Genomic DNA, 17,410 nt, shown 5'->3' on the forward strand with positions numbered 1-17,410 from the left:
TCCCGAAAGGCGCATCATGTTTCAGAACCGAGCAGAAGCCCTGGCGCTCGCCCTGCCCGCAGCAGTCTTTGCCGCCGTCGTTTTTCTGCTGCCCGTCTCCATCCTGCTTTCAGAAAGCTTTCGCCTTCAAGGCGCCTGGACGCTTTCGGCCTATGGTGACTTCTTCTCCGGCACGCTGAACCGCACCGTCTTCATCCGCACCTTCAAGCTTGGTCTTGAGGTGACGGCCGTTTCAGCGATCATCGGCTACGCCGCAGCTTTCGCCATCGTCAACCTGCCGCCCAAGGGCAAGGGCCGGATGATCGGCCTCGTTACCCTGCCGCTGATGATCTCGCCCGTTGCCCGTACTTATGCCTGGATCGTCATCCTCGGCCGCACAGGCATCGTCAACCAGGCGGTGACCGGAATGGGCCTCAGCGATGGACCACTACGCCTTCTCTTTACTGAAACGGCCGTGTTCATCGGCCTGCTGCAGCTCTTCTTGCCTTTGATGATCCTTTCCCTGATCAGCGCGCTCGAGAATATGCCGAAGGATGCGATCCCGGCGGCCCGCGTACTCGGCGCCAACTGGTTCCAGGTTTTCTGGAAGGTCATCCTGCCGCTGACCCGCGAGGGCCTCGTCGTCGGCGGCACGCTCGTCTTCACCGGCTCGCTGACAGCCTATATCACGCCCGCCGTGCTCGGCGGCTCAAAGGTGCTGATGCTCGAAACGCTGCTCTACCAGCAGGTCTCGGTCGCCAATAACTTCGTTTCCGCAAGCGTCATCGCCTTCATGCTGATCGTCATGAGCTTCGCCGCGAACATTCTGCTGAAGCGCCTGGCAACTGCAAGGAACAAGCGATGACCTCCCGCCTGTTCGCACCAATCGTGCTTTTCCTCGTGCTGACATTCCTCATCGGGCCATTTCTGATCATTATCGCCGCATCGCTTTCGGCCGGGGATACGCTCGCCTTTCCGCCGCAGGGCCTTTCGCTTCGCTGGGTGATCAAGGTCTTCACCATCGAGAGCTTCCGCGACAGCTTTTCGATGTCGATGTTCCTCGCAGTCTTCGGAACGCTCGCCGCTCTCGTGCTCGGCATTCCGGCCGCCTACGCTCTGTCGCGCTATTGGCTGCCCTTCGGTGAAACCGTGCGAACCGTCGTTTCGCTGCCGATCATCGTCCCGGGCATCATCGTCGGCCTCGCATTGCTGCGTTACCTGGTCGTGCCCTTCGGCTTCAACATCACGCTGGCGCTCTTCTTCGCCCACACGGCGCTCGTCCTGCCCTATGCAGTGCGCGTCGTTTCCGCAAGCCTCAATAATTTGCGTTCGGACATCGAGGAAGCCGCCGTGCTGCTCGGCTCGACGCGCCTGGGCGCCTTCTTCCGTGTTGTGATGCCGAATATCCGTGGCGGCATTCTTGCCGCCTTCATCCTCGGCTTCGTCACCAGCTTCAACCAGGTGCCGGTCTCGCTCTTCCTGTCCGGCCCCGGCGTGCGCACGCTGCCAATCGACATGCTGGGCTACATGGAGACCACCTACGACCCCTCGATCGCCGCACTCTCCTCGCTGCTCGCCTTCCTTTCCATCGGCATCGTCTTCCTCGCCGAACGTTTCCTGGGACTGTCTCGTTATGTCTGATGCCTATCTTCAACTCGACAAGCTGACGCTGGCCTATGGCGATACGATCGCCGTGAAGGATCTTGACCTGTCGATCGCCAAGGGCGAACTGGTTGCCCTGCTCGGCCCTTCGGGCTGCGGCAAGACGACGACAATGCGCTCCATTGCGGGTCTGCTGGCGCCCGCCTCCGGCCGCATCAATCTCGATGGCGCCGACATCACGCGCGTTTCGCCCAACAAACGCGCCGTCGGCCTCGTCTTCCAGTCCTACGCGCTCTTCCCGCACCTGACGGTCTATGAGAACGTTGCCTTCGGCCTCCGCCTCAAGGGTCTCAACGGCCAGGATCTCGATACCCGCGTCAACGCCGGGATCAAGTCGGTCGGCCTCTCCAGTTTCGCCTCGCGCAAGCCCGCGGAACTTTCCGGCGGCCAGCAGCAGCGTGTGGCGCTCGCCCGTTCCATGGTCATGGAGCCGAAGGTGCTGCTTCTTGACGAGCCGCTCTCCAACCTCGACGCGCGGCTGCGCCTTGAAATGCGGGCAGAACTGCAGCGCGTGCAGAAGGAAACCGGCGTTACCATGATCTTCGTCACGCACGATCAGGCCGAGGCCTTGGCCCTTGCCGACCGTATCGTGGTCATGCTGAACGGCGCCATAGAGCAGATCGGCACGCCGGAAGAAATCTACAACAAGCCGGTCTCCGCCTTCGTTGCCGATTTCGTCGGCTTCGAGAACGTCTTCAAGCTGGAGAACGGCAAGCTCGTCACGGCGAACGGCGCCATTGAGCTTCCCCATCTTACTCCGCAGGCAGCAGGACTGGCCTGGCGGCCGAGCGCGGTCGCACTTGGTTCCGGTCCATTCCAGGGGGCCGTGCGCGGCACCTCCTTTGCCGGAAACACCCGCGAATATCTGCTCGATACACCGCTCGGACAGATCAAGGCCGAGGTGGATGCAAGCCTGCCGGCGCACGACATCGGCGCTGCACTTTCCTTCGACCTACCGCTTGCGGCCGCGGCAACTCTCAAGAGGTTCGGGTAATATCATGGGCGTTTGGATCGATACCGATATGGGTTTTGACGACATCGCCGCCATTTTGGTGGTTGATCAGTCCGAACTCGAGATAGACGGCGTCTCGCTCGTCTTCGGCAACACGCCGCTCACCCAGGTGCAGGCAAACGCTGCCGGTGCCATGCAAACCTTCGGATGGACATTCCCCATTCATTGCGGCCGCGCCCAACCAGTCCTTGGCAAGCTCGAGACTGCCCAGGCGATCCTCGGCGAAACCGGCATCCCGACGATCGAAAGAGCCCTGCCGCAAGCAGCAGCGCTTGCAGCAAGCGACGCCTTCACTGCTCTTTGCCGCTGGCTGGAGGCTGACGGTCCGCGCCGCATCCTGGCGCTTGGCCCGCTGACGAATGTCGCCGCGGTGGCGCTGGCGCGTCCGGATCTTGCCGCCCGCATCAGCGAACTCACCTGGATGGGTGGTGGCGTTACTGCCGGCAATCATACCGCCTCGGCGGAATTCAACGCCTTTGCCGATCCCGAAGCGCTGGCGATCGTCATCGCCCATGGCATGCCGCTGCGCATGGTCGATCTCGACCTGTGCCGCAAGGTGCTCGCCAGACCGGAAGACGCTGAAGTCGTGCGCGGCGCCGGCGGCACGAGGGCCGAACTTCTGGCCGACATGTTTGCCGGTTACATCCGCATCGGCACCGGCCGCGGCCGCCCCGCCATGGCGATCTACGATCCGTGCGCCGCCGTGGCCTTCGTGGCGCCGGATGCTGTGAAGTTCCACCCCGCCCGCATCGATGTCGAGCTGGCAGGCGAATTGACCCGCGGCCGCACGGTGGTCGAGACGCGCGACACTCATGCCACGTTCAACGCCCATTTTGCCGCCGATATCGATGCCGAGACGGCGCGGACCATTATCCTTGCAGCACTGGTCAACGAGGCCCGCAAATGAGCGTAAAGCGTAGGCGAGAACCCTCAGACATCAATGATCCGTCGCTGCGTGCCCGCGCCGTTGCCGCAGCAAGGGGTGCTGCACCATTCGATGCGCTTATCACAAGCGGCAAGCTGCTCGACGTAGTCACCGGCCGCTTCCGTGATGCAGATATCGGCCTCGTCGGCGGGCTGATCGCCAGCGTGCATGCGCCGGGCACCCGCACCGAGGCGACCGAATTCATCGATGCCGGCGGGACGTTCGTCACGCCCGGCCTGATCGATACGCACATGCATATCGAAAGCTCGATGGTGACGCCTGCCGAATATACCGCAGCCGTCCTGCCGCGCGGCGTGACGACGATCCTCTGGGATCCGCACGAATTCGCTAATGTGCATGGCCTTGACGGCGTGCGCTGGGCGATCGAAGCTTCCCGCGCTCTGCCTTTGCACATGATCCTGCTCGCTCCGTCTTGCGTTCCTTCGGCACCGGGCCTGGAAGTAGCAGGCGCCGACTTTGACGCTTCGGCAATGGCCGGAATGCTGCAACTTCCTGCGCTCGGCGGCGTTGCCGAAGTCATGAACATGCGCGGGGTCATCGACGGCGATCCGCGCATGACCGCCATCGTTCAAGCTGGGCTCGCCTCGGGCAAGCTCGTCTGCGGCCACGCTCGCGGGCTGGAGGGCGTCGATCTCAACGCCTTCATGGCGGCCGGCATCACCTCCGATCACGAGCTGACTTCCGGCGCCGACCTTCTCTCCAAGCTTACCGCCGGAATGACGATCGAGCTCCGCGGCTCGCATGATCACCTCCTTGAGGAATTCGTCGAGACGCTGAACAGTATTGGCCATATGCCGCCAACTGTGACGCTTTGCACCGACGACGTCTTTCCGGATGAACTCGAAAGGGATGGTGGCCTTGACGACGTCATCCGCCGGCTGGTGCGCTACGGCATGAAGCCGGAATGGGCGCTTCGCGCTGCGACGTACAACGCCGCCGAACGCCTGAAGCGCAGCGACCTCGGCCTGATCGCCGCCGGACGGCGCGCAGATATCGTCCTGTTCGAGGACCTGCAGGACTTCAAAGCCCGCACTGTCATCGCCAATGGCCGCGTGGCAGCGCAGAACGGCAGGCTTACCTCGCCGGTCCATTCGCTCGACCCCGCGCCGCTTACCAATTCCGTCAAGCTATCGCCGCTTGCCGAAGACGATTTCAAGGTGCCCTCGAAAGGCAATCGCGTCCGCATCGCCACGATCGACCAGCCGCGTTTTACGCAATGGGGCACAGCCGATGCCGAGGTAAAGGACGGTTTCGTCGTACCGCCGCCGGACTGCGCCATGATTGCCGTCGCCCATCGCCACGGCAGGGCGGATGGCCGCCCGCGCACCGGCTTCTTGAAGGGCTGGGGAAAGTGGCGCGGCGCTTTCTGCACGACTGTATCGCATGACAGCCATAACCTCACAGTCTTCGGCGGCAATGCAGGCGACATGGCGCTCGCCGCAAACGCCGTCATCGCGGCCGGCGGTGGCATGGCCGTTGCCAGGGATGGCCAGATTGCAGCATTGCTCCCACTGCCGCTTTCCGGCCTCGTCGCCGAGACTTCGCTTAAGGACACCGCCTCCGGCTTCCGCGATATTCGCAAGGCAATGGAAAAGATCGTCGACTGGCAACCGCCCTATCTTGTCTTCAAGGCCTGCTTCGGCGCGACACTTGCCTGCAACACCGGCCCGCATCAGACCGACCGCGGGATTGCCGATGTCTTGACGGGAAAGGTGCTGGAAAGCCCGGTGCTGGAGATTTTGTAGCCGGCGCGGGAGTTTGCCTGCCCTCCCATCCGACACTTCGGGCCAGCTTCCCCTGAGCGGAGGGTCCGCCCCTATTTTTCTTCTTCGCTCAAAACGAAGGTTTCCACGGGCATATGAGGGGAGGCCGCGACGCCTATGCTGGAGACGTCAGCTGCCCTTCCACCAGCTTCACCCAATAAGCCACGCCATAGCCGATCGCCGCATCGTTGAAGTCATAGGCGCTATTATGGTGGAGGGCGCCGTAGACGGCAGGGCCATTGCCGAGCCACACGTAGCAGCCCGGCGCATTCTGTGCGAAGAAGGCAAAGTCATCGCCAGCCGTCGAAGGCGGAAAGCTGGTACGCACCTTGTCCCCCAGCACGGCCCGTGCAGCAGCCAGGGCCTGTTGCGTCGCATTGGCATCGTTGACGACCGGTGGAATGCGCCGTTCGAATTGATAATCCACGTCAATGCCGTACATCGCCGCCGTGCCTTGCGCGAGGCGGCCGATCTCCACTTCGAGCTGATCGCGCACGTTAGCCGAATAGGCCCGCGCCGTCCCGCCGATCTCGACCGTGTCCGGGATGACGTTGAGCGCCTTCGGATCACCGGCCTGCAGCGAACAGGCACTAACGACGGCAGGCTGCAGCGGATCGACGACGCGCCCGACGATCGTCTGCAACGAGGCAAGGAAGGTGCCCGCAGCGGTGATCGGGTCGCGCCCGAGATGCGGTTTTGCGCCATGCGTGCCCGTGCCGCGAAAGGTTATCCTCCAGCTGTCCGAAGAGGCAAGCTGCGGGCCTTCGACCACTGCGATCTCGTCGACGGCAAGGCCCGGCATATTGTGCAGGCCGTAGACGGCATCGCAGGGAAAGAGCTCGAAGAGCCCCTCTTCCACCATCCGCTTGGCGCCGCCTCGCCCTTCCTCCGCCGGCTGGAAGATGAAATGCACGGTACCCGAAAAACCCTTGACCGCGGCTAGATGGCGTGCAGCGCCGAGCAGCATGGCGGTATGACCGTCATGCCCGCAGGCATGCATCTTGCCGGCCACCGTCGATTTGTACGACCGTTCGGCGATCTCCGGCATCGCCAGCGCATCCATATCCGCGCGAAGCCCGATCGCTCGCGTGCCGCTGCCGGCCTTCAGCGTGCCGACGACGCCCGTACCGCCTAGTCCGCGATGCACCTTGATGCCCGCCTCCTCAAGCAGCTGCGCCACGATGCTGCTCGTGCGCTCCTCCTCGAAGCCGAGCTCGGGATGGGCGTGCAGGTCACGGCGCAGCGATGCGAGAAAAGCCAGATCGTCCTTGATCTGCACGGGGATGTTCATGGGCCCGGATGTCCTGTCATACGAAACGGGCGCCAAAACAGCGCCCGCGTCAGGTTATCCTTTTTTCAACAATGCGCGGCGAACTTCAACCCTCTTCCACGAAGACCTCTTCGCGCTTCTTCTTCACACTCGGCAGGAAGACGACGATGAGGACCGCCGCGGCGATCGCAAGAAGTATCGCGCTGATCGGCCGCGTGACGAAGGTCGTCGGATCGCCGCGCGAAAGGATCATCGCCCGCCGCAGGTTTTCTTCGAGCAGCGGACCCAGCACGAAACCGAGCAGCAGCGGGGCGGGCTCGCATCTGAGCTTGGCAAGCACATAGCCGATAAAGCCGAAGAAGGCGACGGCATAGAGATCGTAGACGTTGGAGTTGACGCTGTAGACCCCGATCGAGCAGAAGGCCATGATAATCGGGAATAGCACGTAATACGGCACCGTCAACAGCTTCACCCAGAGCCCGATCAGCGGCAGGTTCAAGACGACGAGCATCAGATTCCCGATCCACATCGAGGCGATGATGCCCCAAAAGAGCGCCGGCTGCTCGGTTGCAACGTTCGGCCCTGGAACGATCCCCTGAATGATCATGGCGCCAATCATCAGCGCCATTACCGGATTGGCCGGAATGCCGAGGGTGAGAAGCGGAATGAACGAGGTCTGCGCACCAGCATTGTTCGCCGATTCCGGGCCTGCGACGCCGGCAACGGCACCTTGTCCGAATTCCGCGGGCTTGTCAGAGATACGCTTTTCAACCGTGTAGGAGGCAAAGGAGGCGAGGATCGCACCTCCGCCCGGCAGGATGCCGAGAGCCGAGCCGATCGCCGTGCCGCGAAGCACCGGCGCGATCATCTCCTTGAACTCTTCGCGTGACGGCAGCAGGCCTGAGACCTTTGCCACCAGCACCGTCCGGGTCTTCTCCCCTTCCAGGTTGCGCAGAATTTCGGCGATACCGAAGACCCCGACGGCAAGTGCCACAAAATTCAAGCCATCCGCATATTCGCGGATGCCGAGGGTGAAGCGTGGGGTGCCGGTATAGATATCGGTTCCGACGAGGCCAAGCAGCAACCCGAGCACGACCATGGCCAATGCCTTGACGACGGAACCATGGGCGAGCGCGATCGACGACACCAGGCCGACGACCATCAGCGAGAAATATTCCGCAGCGCCGAAGCGCAGGGCGATATCTGTGAGGGGCGGCGCGAAGATCGCGACAAGGAAGGTCGAGACCGTGCCGGCGAAGAAGGAACCGAGTGCGGCGATCGCAAGCGCTGGCCCTGCCCTGCCGCGCCGCGCCATCTGGTAACCATCGATGGCCGTCACCGCCGAAGAGGATTCGCCCGGCATGTTGATCAGGATCGCCGTCGTCGAACCGCCGTACTGGGCGCCGTAGTAGATGCCGGCGAGCATGATGAGCGAAGACACCGGCTCAAGCTGGAATGTGATCGGCAAAAGCATGGCGATGGTCGCCGTGGCGCCAATGCCGGGCAGAACGCCGATCAGCGTACCGAGCAGAACGCCGATCAGACAGAAGAAGAGGTTGGCAGGAGTAGCTGCCGTGGCAAAACCGAGTGCAAGATTGCTGAAAAGTTCCATCGCGGCCTCCTAGAACCGGACCCAGGGGCCAAATCGCTCGAACGGCAATCCAAGGCCGTAGCTGAACACGCCGACGGAAAAGGCCGTCAGCAAAACCGAGAGCAAAATCGCGTGGAGTACCGTCATCCGATGCGAGGCGAAGCAGGCAATGAAAGCGGTCAGGAAGATCGAAGGCACGAATCCCAGCCCCCGGACCGTCAGCCCAAAAAAGATCGGCGCAGGCAGGATGAACAGCATGCCCCGCCAGGCAAACGGCCCCATCGGCTCGCCGTGCACGCGGATTGCTTGAACGAAGACGACGGCGCCGAGAATGATCAGCACCGCTGAAAGCAGCAGCGGGAAGTAGCCTGGGCCCATGCGAAGCGTCGTGCCCAAGTCGAGGCTGTAGGATTGGATGGCGAAAAATGCGCCGGTCGCGACAAGCAGCGCGCCGCAGATCACATTGGTGGTATCGAAACTAACCGGTTTCATGGTGTCTCCGTGGGTTGGAGATGGTTCCCTCAGCGCAAGTGGTTCCCCCTCACCGGCTTGCGCCAACTCTGCCTGAAGGCGAGAGGCTGCCACGATACCCTCTCCCCGGCGGGGAGAGGGTTAGGGTGAGGGGCCAAAGGTACTACGCCTCAATCCGCATATTCGCCGGCAGCGTCGATCACCGGCTTCCAGCGGGCGATTTCGCTTTCAAGCTTCGCCTTCAGGGCAGCAGGCGTGGCGTCGGCTTCCGGCGATGGCGTGGTGCCCAGTTCTGCAAAGCGAGCCGCCACGTTCTGGTCCTTCAAAGCGACTTGCAGCGACTTCGACAGACGCTCGTTGATCTCGGCGGGAGTGCCCTTTGGCGTGTAGACGCCGTGCCAGATGCCGACTTCAAAACCGGGCAGGCCGGCTTCGACCGCCGTCGGGATATCCTTCATGATGTCGAGGCGCTTGGGCGAGGTCACGGCGTAAGCCTTGATGGTGCCGCCCTTGATCTGCTTCGTCGTGTTGGTCGTCTGGTCGCACATGACGTCGACCTGGCCACCGAGAAGATCGGTCATCGCCGGGCCGGTGCCCTTGTAGGGAACAGTGGTCAACGGTGTCTGGATCGCGCTCATGAGCATCATGCCGCAAAGATGCGAGGCTGCGCCGATGCCGGCGTTCGCAACCGTCACGCTGTCCTTGTTGGCCTTCACATATTCAATCAGGCTCTTGAGGTCAGTCGGTTCGAAATCCTTGCGGGCGACGATCGTCATCGGAACTTCGGTGACGAGGCCGACATATTCGAAGGAGCCGAGCGTGTCATAGGCGAGCTTGCGGTAAAGCGTAGCGCTGGTGGCCATGCCTATATGGTGCAGCAGGATGGTGTAGCCATCCGGGTTGGCTGCAGCCACCCGTCCCGCGCCGAGCGTACCGCCTGCACCGCCGACATTTTCGACGACGATCTGCTGACCGAGGTCCTTCGACATGGATTCGGCCACGAGGCGGGCAACGGTATCGGTCGGGCCGCCGGCCGAGAAAGGTACGACCATCGTGATGGTGCGCTCTGGATAGGTCTGCGCGGATGCGCCGGTTGCGAGAAGCGAAACGGCAACAGCCGCCGTCATGCCAAGCATGGCCTTCAGGATTTTCATCTTTTTCCTCCCTGATGAAAATAAAATACCACCGACGCTTCCCACGCGCCAATGAAGATAGGGCCATTAGCACGCCCGCAGCCGCCTACGGCAATCTGCCCGGCTCCGCCCTTTGCCAAAATTCGGCATTGGTGCGGCGCAGCATGGGTCGATTCGGACACAAACGGGTTTGGCGATGTGTGGAAATCCACCCATTTAACTAGTCGGAAACAAGCAGCTTCTTGTCCAGCCCGTATTTCTGCATCTTTTCGTACAATGTCTTGCGGGAAATCTGCAGCGACTCATAGACCGGCTTGAGGCTGCCACCATGCGCAACAAGGGCGCTGGCGATCACGCTGCGCTCGAAATCGGCAACCCGGTCGGCAAGGCCGCTGACTTCGCCCAGCTGCCGCTCGCCGTCCAGGCCGAGCACGAAGCGGTCGGCTGCATTGCGCAATTCGCGCACATTGCCTGGCCAATCCCGCTGGGCGATGTCGGAAATCACCTCGGGCGGCACCGCCATCTCGTCGCGGCCGTAGCGTGCGGCTGCCTCGCGGACGAGCTGGAGGAACAGCAGCGGGATATCGGGCCGCCGCTGCGCCAACGCCGGAACGTGCAGCGTTACGACATTCAGCCTGTAGAGGAGATCGGCGCGGAAACGTCCCGCAGCGACTTCGGCCTCGAGATCGACCTTGCTGGTCGCAATGAAGCGCACGTCGAGCGGCACGACCTCGTTCGATCCGAGGCGGGAAATGACCCGCTCCTGCAGCACCCGAAGAAACTTTGCCTGAAGGTCAATCGGCATCGATCCGATTTCATCGAGCAGGATCGTGCCGCCGCGTCCGTGTTCGAACTTGCCGTAACGCGGCCGCACCGCACCGGGAAAAGCGCCGGCCTCATGGCCGAACAGCTCGCTCTCGATGAGGTTTGCAGGCAGCGCCGCGCAGTTGATCGCGATGAACGGCCGGCTCGCCCGGGCACTAATGTCATGCAGCGCCCGGGCAACGACCTCCTTGCCCGCGCCGGTCTCGCCAACGATCAGGGTGTCGGCGTCGCTCGCCCCGATTGCCCGGATGCGGTAGCGTAATTCCACCATCACCTGCGTGCGACCCGGCAAACGGGCCTCGATATCGTCACGCTTGCCGGCAACGGCCTTGAGCAGCCGGTTTTCCAGCACGAGGCTACGGCGTTCCATGGCCCGCCTTATCACACCGGCCAGCATCTGCGGGGTGAATGGCTTTTCGATGAAATCATATGCGCCTTCGCGCATCGCCTTCACTGCCAGCTGCACGTCGCCATGGCCCGTAACGAGGATGACAGGCACTTCCGCATCGATCTCGCGGATCTTCTGCATCAGGGTCATGCCGTCGGTGCCCGGCATGCGGATATCGCTGACGACGACCCCCGCGAAGCTATAGCCGATCAGCTCCAGCACATGGTCGGCATGGGAAAACGTCTCGACGTTGAAACCCGAAAGCTCCAGTGCCTGTGCCGTCGACCGGCGCAGCTCTTCCTCGTCGTCCACCAGCAGGATCTTCTGTTCGCTCACTCAGCCGCCTCCGGCATAATGCCCGTCGCCGATTGCAGATCGATGCGGAAAACGGCGCCTCCCTCCGGATGATTGGAGGCCGCCAGGCTGCCGCCGAAATCCTTGATGATGTTGTAGGATATCGAAAGCCCGAGGCCCAGGCCCTTGCCGACGCCCTTGGTCGTGAAGAAGGGATCGAAGATGCGCTCGGCGATTGCCGCCGGCACGCCCGGTCCGTGATCGCGGACCATCAGCACCACCTTGCCCTTTTCCTCGCAGGCCGTCACTTCAATCCGCCGGTCCTCGATCCCTTCGACGGCATCGGCGGCATTTGATATCACGTTGACCAAAACCTGCTGCAAGCGAACTGAGCCGGCACGGACGACGGGTGGGCGGATGCCAAGATCGACTCGCAGGTCGGCATCCGCCGCCTTCAGCCGCCAGGCGATGATCTCCAGCGTATCGCGGATCGCCTCGTCGAGCGGCACCGGGCCGAGCTTCTCGTTCGGCTTTCGCGCGAAGTTGCGCAGATGCCTGCTGATGGATGCCATGCGGTCGATAAGCCCGCCGATGCGCTGGATATTGTCCTGCGCTTCTGCAGTGCGTCCGCGGTCCAGGAGCACGGCCGCGCTGTCTGTATAGGTCTTTGCAGCGGCAAGCGGCTGGTTGAACTCGTGGGAGAGTGCCGCCGACATCTGGCCCAGACCGGCAAGCTTACCTGCCTGGATGAGGTCGGCCTGGGTCTGGCGAAGCTGTATTTCGGTCAGCCGCCGCTCGGCGATTTCCTCTTCGATGCGGCTGTTGACGCGGGCAAGGTCGGCCGTGCGCTCCTCGACACGCCGCTCCAGCTCGTTGCGCGCTTCCGCCTGCAGATGCATGCGCTCGTTGAGTCGCATCCGCCGCTGCCGCAGAATCGCAATCGCCAGGCCGGCGATGCAGAGAATGAGGAAGACGGCGCCAAGCGCGGTGCGTGCCTGCGTGCGAACGGAACCGGTGTCCATCAGCACGTTAACGGTCCAATCCTCGGCCGGCATATAGTGCGAGAGCACCAGATATTCCTTCTGCACGCCTTCTTCGACGAGAGACATCAATTCATGCTCTTCGAAATGGCTGCGCGTGATTGGTAGCGCGGTCAGCCTGGCATTCGCGTAGCGGCGGGACGCCCCCGTACGCGAGATGCGGTCTGCGGTCAGGGGCAGAATGCCGTTATAAAGCCAATCCGGCTTGCCCGACATGAAGATGATGCCTTCGGGATCCGATACGAAGATGCGGTATTCGCCACCGCTCCACGAAGCCTCGATCATGTCGATATCGACCTTGAAGACGATGACGCCGCGAATTTCCTCGCCAGCATAGATCGGCGAGGCAAAATAATATCCGCGTTTGAGCGAGGTGGTTCCGAGCGCGTAGAACCGGGACTGGCGCCCGGAAACGGCATCCTGGAAATAAGGGCGATAGCTGAAATTCTCGCCGACGAAGCTGCTCGGCAGATCGAAATTGCTTGATGCAATCGTCTCGCCATCCGGCCTGATCACATAGATATCGGAGGATTTCAGGAGTCCGTTGATCTCCTTGAGATAGAGATTGGCCGCCTCGCGCAGCGCCTGGTCCTGCGGGCGGCTGACCAGTTCCTTGATGTTGTCGTGATCGGCAATCAGCGCCGGCAGCGCCTCATAGCGGTTCAGGTGACCACTCAGCGCGGAAACCGCAAGCCGCATCGCGGTGCCCGCCTGCGATGACGCCTCGCCCATATAGGCACGGGTTGCCACCGCCCCACCATAATAGAAGAACGCCAAGACGACGAACGGCGCCGAAAACAGCGCGGCTATCAGCCTGTATCTGGACGACAGGTCCGCCTCCTCCCCTTCCTGCCTCTCTCCTGGGAGGCATAACCGACCTCCAAGTCTAATGACCGGATACGGGATTTCCAAGAGGGCGGCTTGCCTTGACTCACCCGGAGCCCCGATGTCCTATTGCCCCAACGCGATGAGGATTTCCCGCATGAGCGACGAGCAGACCCCCTCCGACAGCAAACTCACCACCTCGAAGCGCCGCTGGGCCGCCGAAGGCAAGTTCCTGACAGGTCGCATCAGCCGCCCGGAAACCGAGCGCCTGCCGCCCGGCCAGCATCTCGTCAAGAACTGGCCGGTCCTTGATCTCGGCCAGCAGCCGGTCATCTCGCTCAACACATGGCGTCTGGAAGTGCGCGGGCTCGTCGAGAGATCGCTCGACCTCACCTGGGCGGCCTTTCAGGCGATGGAGCAGAGCACCAAGGTCAGCGACATTCACTGCGTCACCACATGGTCGCGCTATGACAACAAATGGAAAGGCGTTGCGACACGAGATCTTCTCGATCTCGTAATGCCGAAGCCGCAAGCCAACTATGTCATGCTGACGAGCTATGACGGCTATACGACCAACCTGCCGCTTTCCGATTTCGCGGCCGAGGATGCGATCCTTGCAACATCATGGGAAGGCCTGCCGCTGACGCGCGATCACGGCGGCCCCATGCGCCTGGTCGTGCCGCATCTCTACTTCTGGAAAAGCGCCAAGTGGCTTCGCCGCGTCGACCTCATCCCTGCCGACCAGGCGGGCTTCTGGGAAAAGAATGGCTACCACATGTACGGCGACCCATGGCGCGAGCAGCGTTATACGGACGATTGACCTCGAAGCAGGCGCTTGGCCACCAAGAATGCAGCGAAGAGGACGCCCACGAGCCCCGATAGCGACGCCATGCTTGCGGCGTGCGTCGCGATTTCGCTCCAGCGCGGGCGTACGATATCCGCCGTGTTGAAGGCCTCGCCGCTGAAGCGGCAGGTGATCAGCGAGAGCCCGCGCTGCACCATCGCCGCATCGGCATCGGCAATGATCGCCGATGCGGCCGCCGCTTCCTGCGGCATGGCGCGCATGGCAATCAGCACGGCCTTGGTCGCAGCCAGATAGGCGTGGGCACATTCGTTGAACGGGCTCCGCTCATCGGTAACGCTGCCGGGCATCTGCCCCCAGAAGCAGTAGGAATACTGGATCTGCGCATAGTTCAGCACACGCCTGAACGGCTCGTTCGTATCGATCGCCTGCGAGGCGAGATCGATGATCCGGTCCCGATATTCTGCGATCACTGCCATTTCGCCATGCGAGATTTCGGAGATGGGTATGCCGGCACGGCTGCCAGCCGAACTGCTGCTGTGCGCTGAGGCGTTGCCGGCGGCGAAAGACAGAAGTGCTGCCAAACCCAGGCTTGCCAGCCCTCGCTTCGCGCAACCTGGACAATGAGATTGCCGCAACATTGCCAGGCACTCCCTCATCCCTGTGACACAAGGGAACGAGGAGCTTTCTTTTGACGAGCCACGACGAGGCAACGCTTTAGGCCCAAATTATCGCAAGGCCGGACGCAGTCGCTTTTCCGCCAGCACTCCGAAGACAATCCCAAGCGCGGCCCACAAGATGCCATGCATGCCGAGCGAGGCCGTGCGAAAACGCCAGAGCACCGTGGCCGAATAATTTTCCGGCACCTCGTTGATTGGCGGAAGGGCGTACTGAACCAGGCCGATGAAGACGAGATAGGCCGCACCTGCGAGGATCGCCGCATTCCAAATGCCGAAGCGCGCAGACAGATTGCGCGCCAGCGCCACTGCAGCAATCAGCGAGGCGACGGAAACGACGATCATGAGGAAGAACACTTCCGTGCGCACGCCGATCGTATCCGGATTGCCGACCGCAGGCGGGTTGGCGGGGTACTTGATGGCCGGAACGAGAACGATGGCAACAAAGGCGGCAAGCGCAATCACCGCGGCCGTGCCGCGAGCGCCGAGCGGGCTGAACCGCCCGTGAACGAAGGCGAAGGCAAGAGCAAAGAGGCCGCCAACGGCAACCGCATAGGTCATGACGCCGGTGAAGAGGCCGAGGCCGGCCTGTGTGGCGCGGCTCACGAGTTCCGGTTCAGCGGCTTCGCCTGCAGCCTGGGCAGCAGCTTCTTCGAAGGCAATCGCCTGATCGACCAACGGCTCACCGAATGCATAGGCAAAGGCAAAAACCAGGATGCCAGCAATCGCCCCCGCGAGCATGCCACGGAGCAAAAGATTTCCCACCATGTCCGTCGTCCTTTAGTGGCAGGGGAAGCCGAGAAGGTGACGGCCGTCATGTACGAATTCGTGGACGTAGCCGCCGGAAAACAGCGCCATGGCGCCCTCTTCGGTGCCGACGAAATAGATGGCGATGATCATCAGCAAGCCACCGAAGATCGCCCAGGGCAGGATTTCTCCTAGCGGGATCGGCGCCGGTGCTGCGATGGGCCGAAGAGCGGTGTCAGACATGTTTTCCTCCTGGAAGACGCGTTCAGTCGAAAGAGCGTTGTGCGGTAGGGTCTGACTTCCAGCCTGCTTTCGCATCCTGGTCACAGTGGCGCGACCGCGCCGGATTTTCACCGGCTTCCAAACCCGCAACATGACCGTTATATCTGGGCGCGGAGAACTGTCAACGAGACTTCATCTGGCTCCCCATCGCATTTCCGGAGATCGAAGGAACGTGCACACCCGGCTCACATGGATCTGCCATGGCCTGACAAGCGCTGGTCGCAACGGTCGCTTTCCACTCGACGAACCGCTTGAGGAAAGCGCCGTCACGCAGACGCGGGCGATTTCCGGTTGGCTGCAGCGCGCCGACCGGGTCGTGACGAGTCCGGCGCTGCGCGCACGCCAGACTGCAGAAGCACTCTCGCTCGTCTCTCTTCCCGATCCGTTGCTTGCCGATTGCGATTACGGCCGGTGGGGCGGGATGGCGATCGCCGATCTGCAGATGCAGGAGCCCGAAAATATGCTCGCCTGGATGAGCGATCCGGAATCGGCCCCGCACGGCGGCGAAAATATCAGGCAACTCACAGGACGGGCAGCCTTGTCGATGGAAACGCAATCGGTGCTCGGCGGCCACGTTATCGCCGTCAGTCACGCCGCGGTCATCCGCGCTGCGATCCTGAACGTGCTTCAGGCGCCGCTTTCGTCTTTCTGGCTCGCGGATATCGAACCGTTATCCGTCATCCGCATGACCCATAATGGCCGCCGTTGGGCGCTTCGCTTCGGCGGCTGAAGCCGCTTTATCGCTAATTTTTCAAGGAATAAATTAGATCAGCCTTACGCAAGCAAGTTGCGTCACATCTATTGAACCCGGTTCACCGGGCGCTAAGTCCTTGCCCCGAGGAGACAGGCCATGACCTATGACTGGAGTGGGGAGCGTACACGGCGCATGCGTCTTTTGCGGATTGCGACCGCCGTTATTCTCGTCGGCCTTGTTGTCAGCATTCCGTTGCTGATGACATAGGCGCAAAGGGCGAGCAGCCCTCAAACTGCTCGCCTTTTCCTTCTATCCTCGAACGGGAACCCGAACGGACTCTGCGATCAAGCACGCCCAAAATTTCGCAACCGCCGGGACATTGGTGCTTGCCCTAATGCTTGATAGTCGTACCGGTCACCGACACTGGATCGCTGGCCGGAAACGTATCCTCGAGCCCCTCGTCAAGCTGCTCCTCGAGGGTCGATCGGTCATGGGAGGCGCGCGCGCTCAGCCTGACGTTCATCGTTTCGCCCTCGGGGTTCTTGGAGGACGCGATTTGGCTCAACAGCTCCTTCGCCTTTTCTATGGCATTCTGCCGATTGAGCGAGCGCTCGGCGTCGTTCTTCAACTGCACGGAAACGACCTCTCCGCCGTCGCCGACGAATTCGACCACAAAGCCAGCCTTCCCGCCACCAACGGGCATAACCTGTGTTCCAACGACCTGCATGGGGAATTTCCTCTCTATGAGCGCCAAAAGGAAAACGAAGATGTCACCCGCTTGGTTCCAGGCCGGAGGATCAGCGCGGCTGCGGCATGAGGCCTCCACCTGGATGGAGAAGTATTGTGCCTGGGATGGGCGAACTCCCGGATTTTTTGCGGGTGATGTCGATCAGCACCGGATCTGTCGCATGACCCCCACAAGGCGAAGCGATGAGCAACACCTGTCGCGGTCAGCTTCAGGTCGCTCTTGACGGTGCAGTCGTACCTTTCGCTCGGGTATTGTGGCAGC

General features: G+C 62.1%; 17 protein-coding genes and 1 riboswitch. Of the genes, 7 read left to right on the forward strand and 10 right to left on the reverse strand.

The genetic code is table 11. The features are described from left to right. Positions 1-16 precede the first annotated feature (16 nt). Genes AM571_RS16235 through AM571_RS16255 form a run of 5 tightly spaced genes read left to right on the forward strand, consistent with a single transcriptional unit; the run spans position 17 to position 5,344 of the window. On the forward strand, positions 17-844 hold the full coding sequence (locus AM571_RS16235; protein WP_074062289.1) for an ABC transporter permease: 828 nt from the start codon (positions 17-19) through the stop codon (positions 842-844). Then, a complete protein-coding gene (locus AM571_RS16240) occupies positions 841-1,620 on the forward strand; it encodes an ABC transporter permease (protein WP_074062290.1) in 780 nt (259 codons plus the stop codon). The genes AM571_RS16235 and AM571_RS16240 overlap by 4 nt, the downstream gene beginning before the upstream one ends. Further along, positions 1,613-2,635: an ABC transporter ATP-binding protein gene (locus AM571_RS16245; RefSeq protein WP_074062291.1), complete on the forward strand. Its 1,023-nt coding sequence runs from the start codon at positions 1,613-1,615 to the stop codon at positions 2,633-2,635. Before AM571_RS16240 ends, AM571_RS16245 begins: the two co-directional genes overlap by 8 nt. A gap of 4 nt (positions 2,636-2,639) precedes the next feature. Continuing rightward, positions 2,640-3,560, forward strand: coding sequence for a nucleoside hydrolase (locus tag AM571_RS16250; protein WP_074062292.1), 921 nt, complete (start codon positions 2,640-2,642; stop codon positions 3,558-3,560). Continuing rightward, positions 3,557-5,344 (forward strand): adenine deaminase, encoded by a 1,788-nt coding sequence (locus AM571_RS16255; protein ID WP_074062293.1) that lies wholly within the window; start codon positions 3,557-3,559, stop codon positions 5,342-5,344. The genes AM571_RS16250 and AM571_RS16255 overlap by 4 nt, the downstream gene beginning before the upstream one ends. A gap of 133 nt (positions 5,345-5,477) precedes the next feature. Here the strand turns inward: AM571_RS16255 and AM571_RS16260 are convergent, their stop codons facing one another. The 6 genes from AM571_RS16260 to AM571_RS16285 all read right to left on the reverse strand — a co-directional run bounded on the left by AM571_RS16260 (position 5,478) and on the right by AM571_RS16285 (position 13,151). Further along, positions 5,478-6,653 (reverse strand): M20 aminoacylase family protein, encoded by a 1,176-nt coding sequence (locus tag AM571_RS16260; protein WP_074062294.1) that lies wholly within the window; start codon positions 6,651-6,653, stop codon positions 5,478-5,480. Positions 6,654-6,738: 85 nt separating this feature from the next. Then, positions 6,739-8,244 carry a tripartite tricarboxylate transporter permease gene (locus AM571_RS16265; protein ID WP_074062295.1) on the reverse strand — a complete coding sequence of 502 codons (1,506 nt, stop codon included), beginning with the start codon at positions 8,242-8,244 and terminating at the stop codon, positions 6,739-6,741. A 9-nt stretch (positions 8,245-8,253) separates the two neighbouring features. Next, complete coding sequence (locus tag AM571_RS16270; RefSeq protein ID WP_074062296.1) at positions 8,254-8,715, reverse strand: tripartite tricarboxylate transporter TctB family protein; 462 nt, start codon at positions 8,713-8,715, stop codon at positions 8,254-8,256. A 149-nt stretch (positions 8,716-8,864) separates the two neighbouring features. Then, positions 8,865-9,848, reverse strand: coding sequence for a tripartite tricarboxylate transporter substrate-binding protein (locus AM571_RS16275; protein ID WP_074062297.1), 984 nt, complete (start codon positions 9,846-9,848; stop codon positions 8,865-8,867). Positions 9,849-10,047: 199 nt separating this feature from the next. After that, positions 10,048-11,376, reverse strand: a complete 1,329-nt coding sequence (locus AM571_RS16280; protein WP_074062298.1) for a sigma-54-dependent transcriptional regulator — start codon at positions 11,374-11,376, stop codon at positions 10,048-10,050. Beyond that, a complete protein-coding gene (locus AM571_RS16285; protein WP_420493356.1) occupies positions 11,373-13,151 on the reverse strand; it encodes a sensor histidine kinase in 1,779 nt (592 codons plus the stop codon). Before AM571_RS16285 ends, AM571_RS16280 begins: the two co-directional genes overlap by 4 nt. 205 nt (positions 13,152-13,356) lie before the next feature. On the opposite strand from AM571_RS16285, the gene AM571_RS16290 reads away from it, so the two are divergent. Further along, positions 13,357-14,019, forward strand: coding sequence for a sulfite oxidase-like oxidoreductase (locus tag AM571_RS16290; protein WP_074062299.1), 663 nt, complete (start codon positions 13,357-13,359; stop codon positions 14,017-14,019). Here AM571_RS16290 and AM571_RS16295 read toward each other — a convergent pair. From AM571_RS16295 to AM571_RS16305, 3 genes are all read right to left on the reverse strand, one after another. After that, positions 14,004-14,642, reverse strand: a complete 639-nt coding sequence (locus AM571_RS16295) for a hypothetical protein (RefSeq protein ID WP_132554487.1) — start codon at positions 14,640-14,642, stop codon at positions 14,004-14,006. The genes AM571_RS16290 and AM571_RS16295 overlap by 16 nt on opposite strands. Positions 14,643-14,729: 87 nt before the next feature. Continuing rightward, positions 14,730-15,446: a CbtA family protein gene (locus AM571_RS16300; protein WP_074062300.1), complete on the reverse strand. Its 717-nt coding sequence runs from the start codon at positions 15,444-15,446 to the stop codon at positions 14,730-14,732. Between the two features lie 12 nt (positions 15,447-15,458). Further along, entirely contained in the window at positions 15,459-15,668 is a 210-nt protein-coding gene (locus AM571_RS16305; RefSeq protein WP_074062301.1) for a CbtB domain-containing protein, read from the reverse strand. Between the two features lie 49 nt (positions 15,669-15,717). Continuing rightward, a riboswitch (cobalamin riboswitch) is annotated at positions 15,718-15,787 on the reverse strand. Positions 15,788-15,879: 92 nt separating this feature from the next. Here AM571_RS16305 and AM571_RS16310 point away from each other — a divergent pair. Next, a complete protein-coding gene (locus AM571_RS16310) occupies positions 15,880-16,437 on the forward strand; it encodes a histidine phosphatase family protein (RefSeq protein ID WP_074062302.1) in 558 nt (185 codons plus the stop codon). Between the two features lie 355 nt (positions 16,438-16,792). Here AM571_RS16310 and AM571_RS16315 read toward each other — a convergent pair whose 3' ends face one another. Continuing rightward, the gene (locus tag AM571_RS16315; RefSeq protein ID WP_074062303.1) at positions 16,793-17,128 is read right to left on the reverse strand and encodes a hypothetical protein; all 336 of its coding nucleotides are present in this window, start codon (positions 17,126-17,128) and stop codon (positions 16,793-16,795) included. Positions 17,129-17,410 lie beyond the last annotated feature (282 nt).

This window comes from Rhizobium etli 8C-3 (genome assembly GCF_001908375.1).
Classification (GTDB): Bacteria; Pseudomonadota; Alphaproteobacteria; order Rhizobiales; family Rhizobiaceae; genus Rhizobium; species Rhizobium etli_B.

Bases quoted from the DNA above. Each gene is read 5' to 3' on its own strand.
- AM571_RS16235 (WP_074062289.1), top strand. From the start codon at position 17: ATGTTTCAGAACCGAGCAGAAGCCCTGGCGCTCGCCCTGCCCGCAGCA.
- AM571_RS16240 (WP_074062290.1), top strand. From the start codon at position 841: ATGACCTCCCGCCTGTTCGCACCAATCGTGCTTTTCCTCGTGCTGACA.
- AM571_RS16245 (WP_074062291.1), top strand. From the start codon at position 1,613: ATGTCTGATGCCTATCTTCAACTCGACAAGCTGACGCTGGCCTATGGC.
- AM571_RS16250 (WP_074062292.1), top strand. From the start codon at position 2,640: ATGGGCGTTTGGATCGATACCGATATGGGTTTTGACGACATCGCCGCC.
- AM571_RS16255 (WP_074062293.1), top strand. From the start codon at position 3,557: ATGAGCGTAAAGCGTAGGCGAGAACCCTCAGACATCAATGATCCGTCG.
- AM571_RS16260 (WP_074062294.1), bottom strand. From the start codon at position 6,653: ATGAACATCCCCGTGCAGATCAAGGACGATCTGGCTTTTCTCGCATCG.
- AM571_RS16265 (WP_074062295.1), bottom strand. From the start codon at position 8,244: ATGGAACTTTTCAGCAATCTTGCACTCGGTTTTGCCACGGCAGCTACT.
- AM571_RS16270 (WP_074062296.1), bottom strand. From the start codon at position 8,715: ATGAAACCGGTTAGTTTCGATACCACCAATGTGATCTGCGGCGCGCTG.
- AM571_RS16275 (WP_074062297.1), bottom strand. From the start codon at position 9,848: ATGAAAATCCTGAAGGCCATGCTTGGCATGACGGCGGCTGTTGCCGTT.
- AM571_RS16290 (WP_074062299.1), top strand. From the start codon at position 13,357: ATGAGCGACGAGCAGACCCCCTCCGACAGCAAACTCACCACCTCGAAG.
- AM571_RS16295 (WP_132554487.1), bottom strand. From the start codon at position 14,642: ATGTTGCGGCAATCTCATTGTCCAGGTTGCGCGAAGCGAGGGCTGGCA.
- AM571_RS16300 (WP_074062300.1), bottom strand. From the start codon at position 15,446: ATGGTGGGAAATCTTTTGCTCCGTGGCATGCTCGCGGGGGCGATTGCT.
- AM571_RS16305 (WP_074062301.1), bottom strand. From the start codon at position 15,668: ATGTCTGACACCGCTCTTCGGCCCATCGCAGCACCGGCGCCGATCCCG.
- AM571_RS16315 (WP_074062303.1), bottom strand. From the start codon at position 17,128: ATGCAGGTCGTTGGAACACAGGTTATGCCCGTTGGTGGCGGGAAGGCT.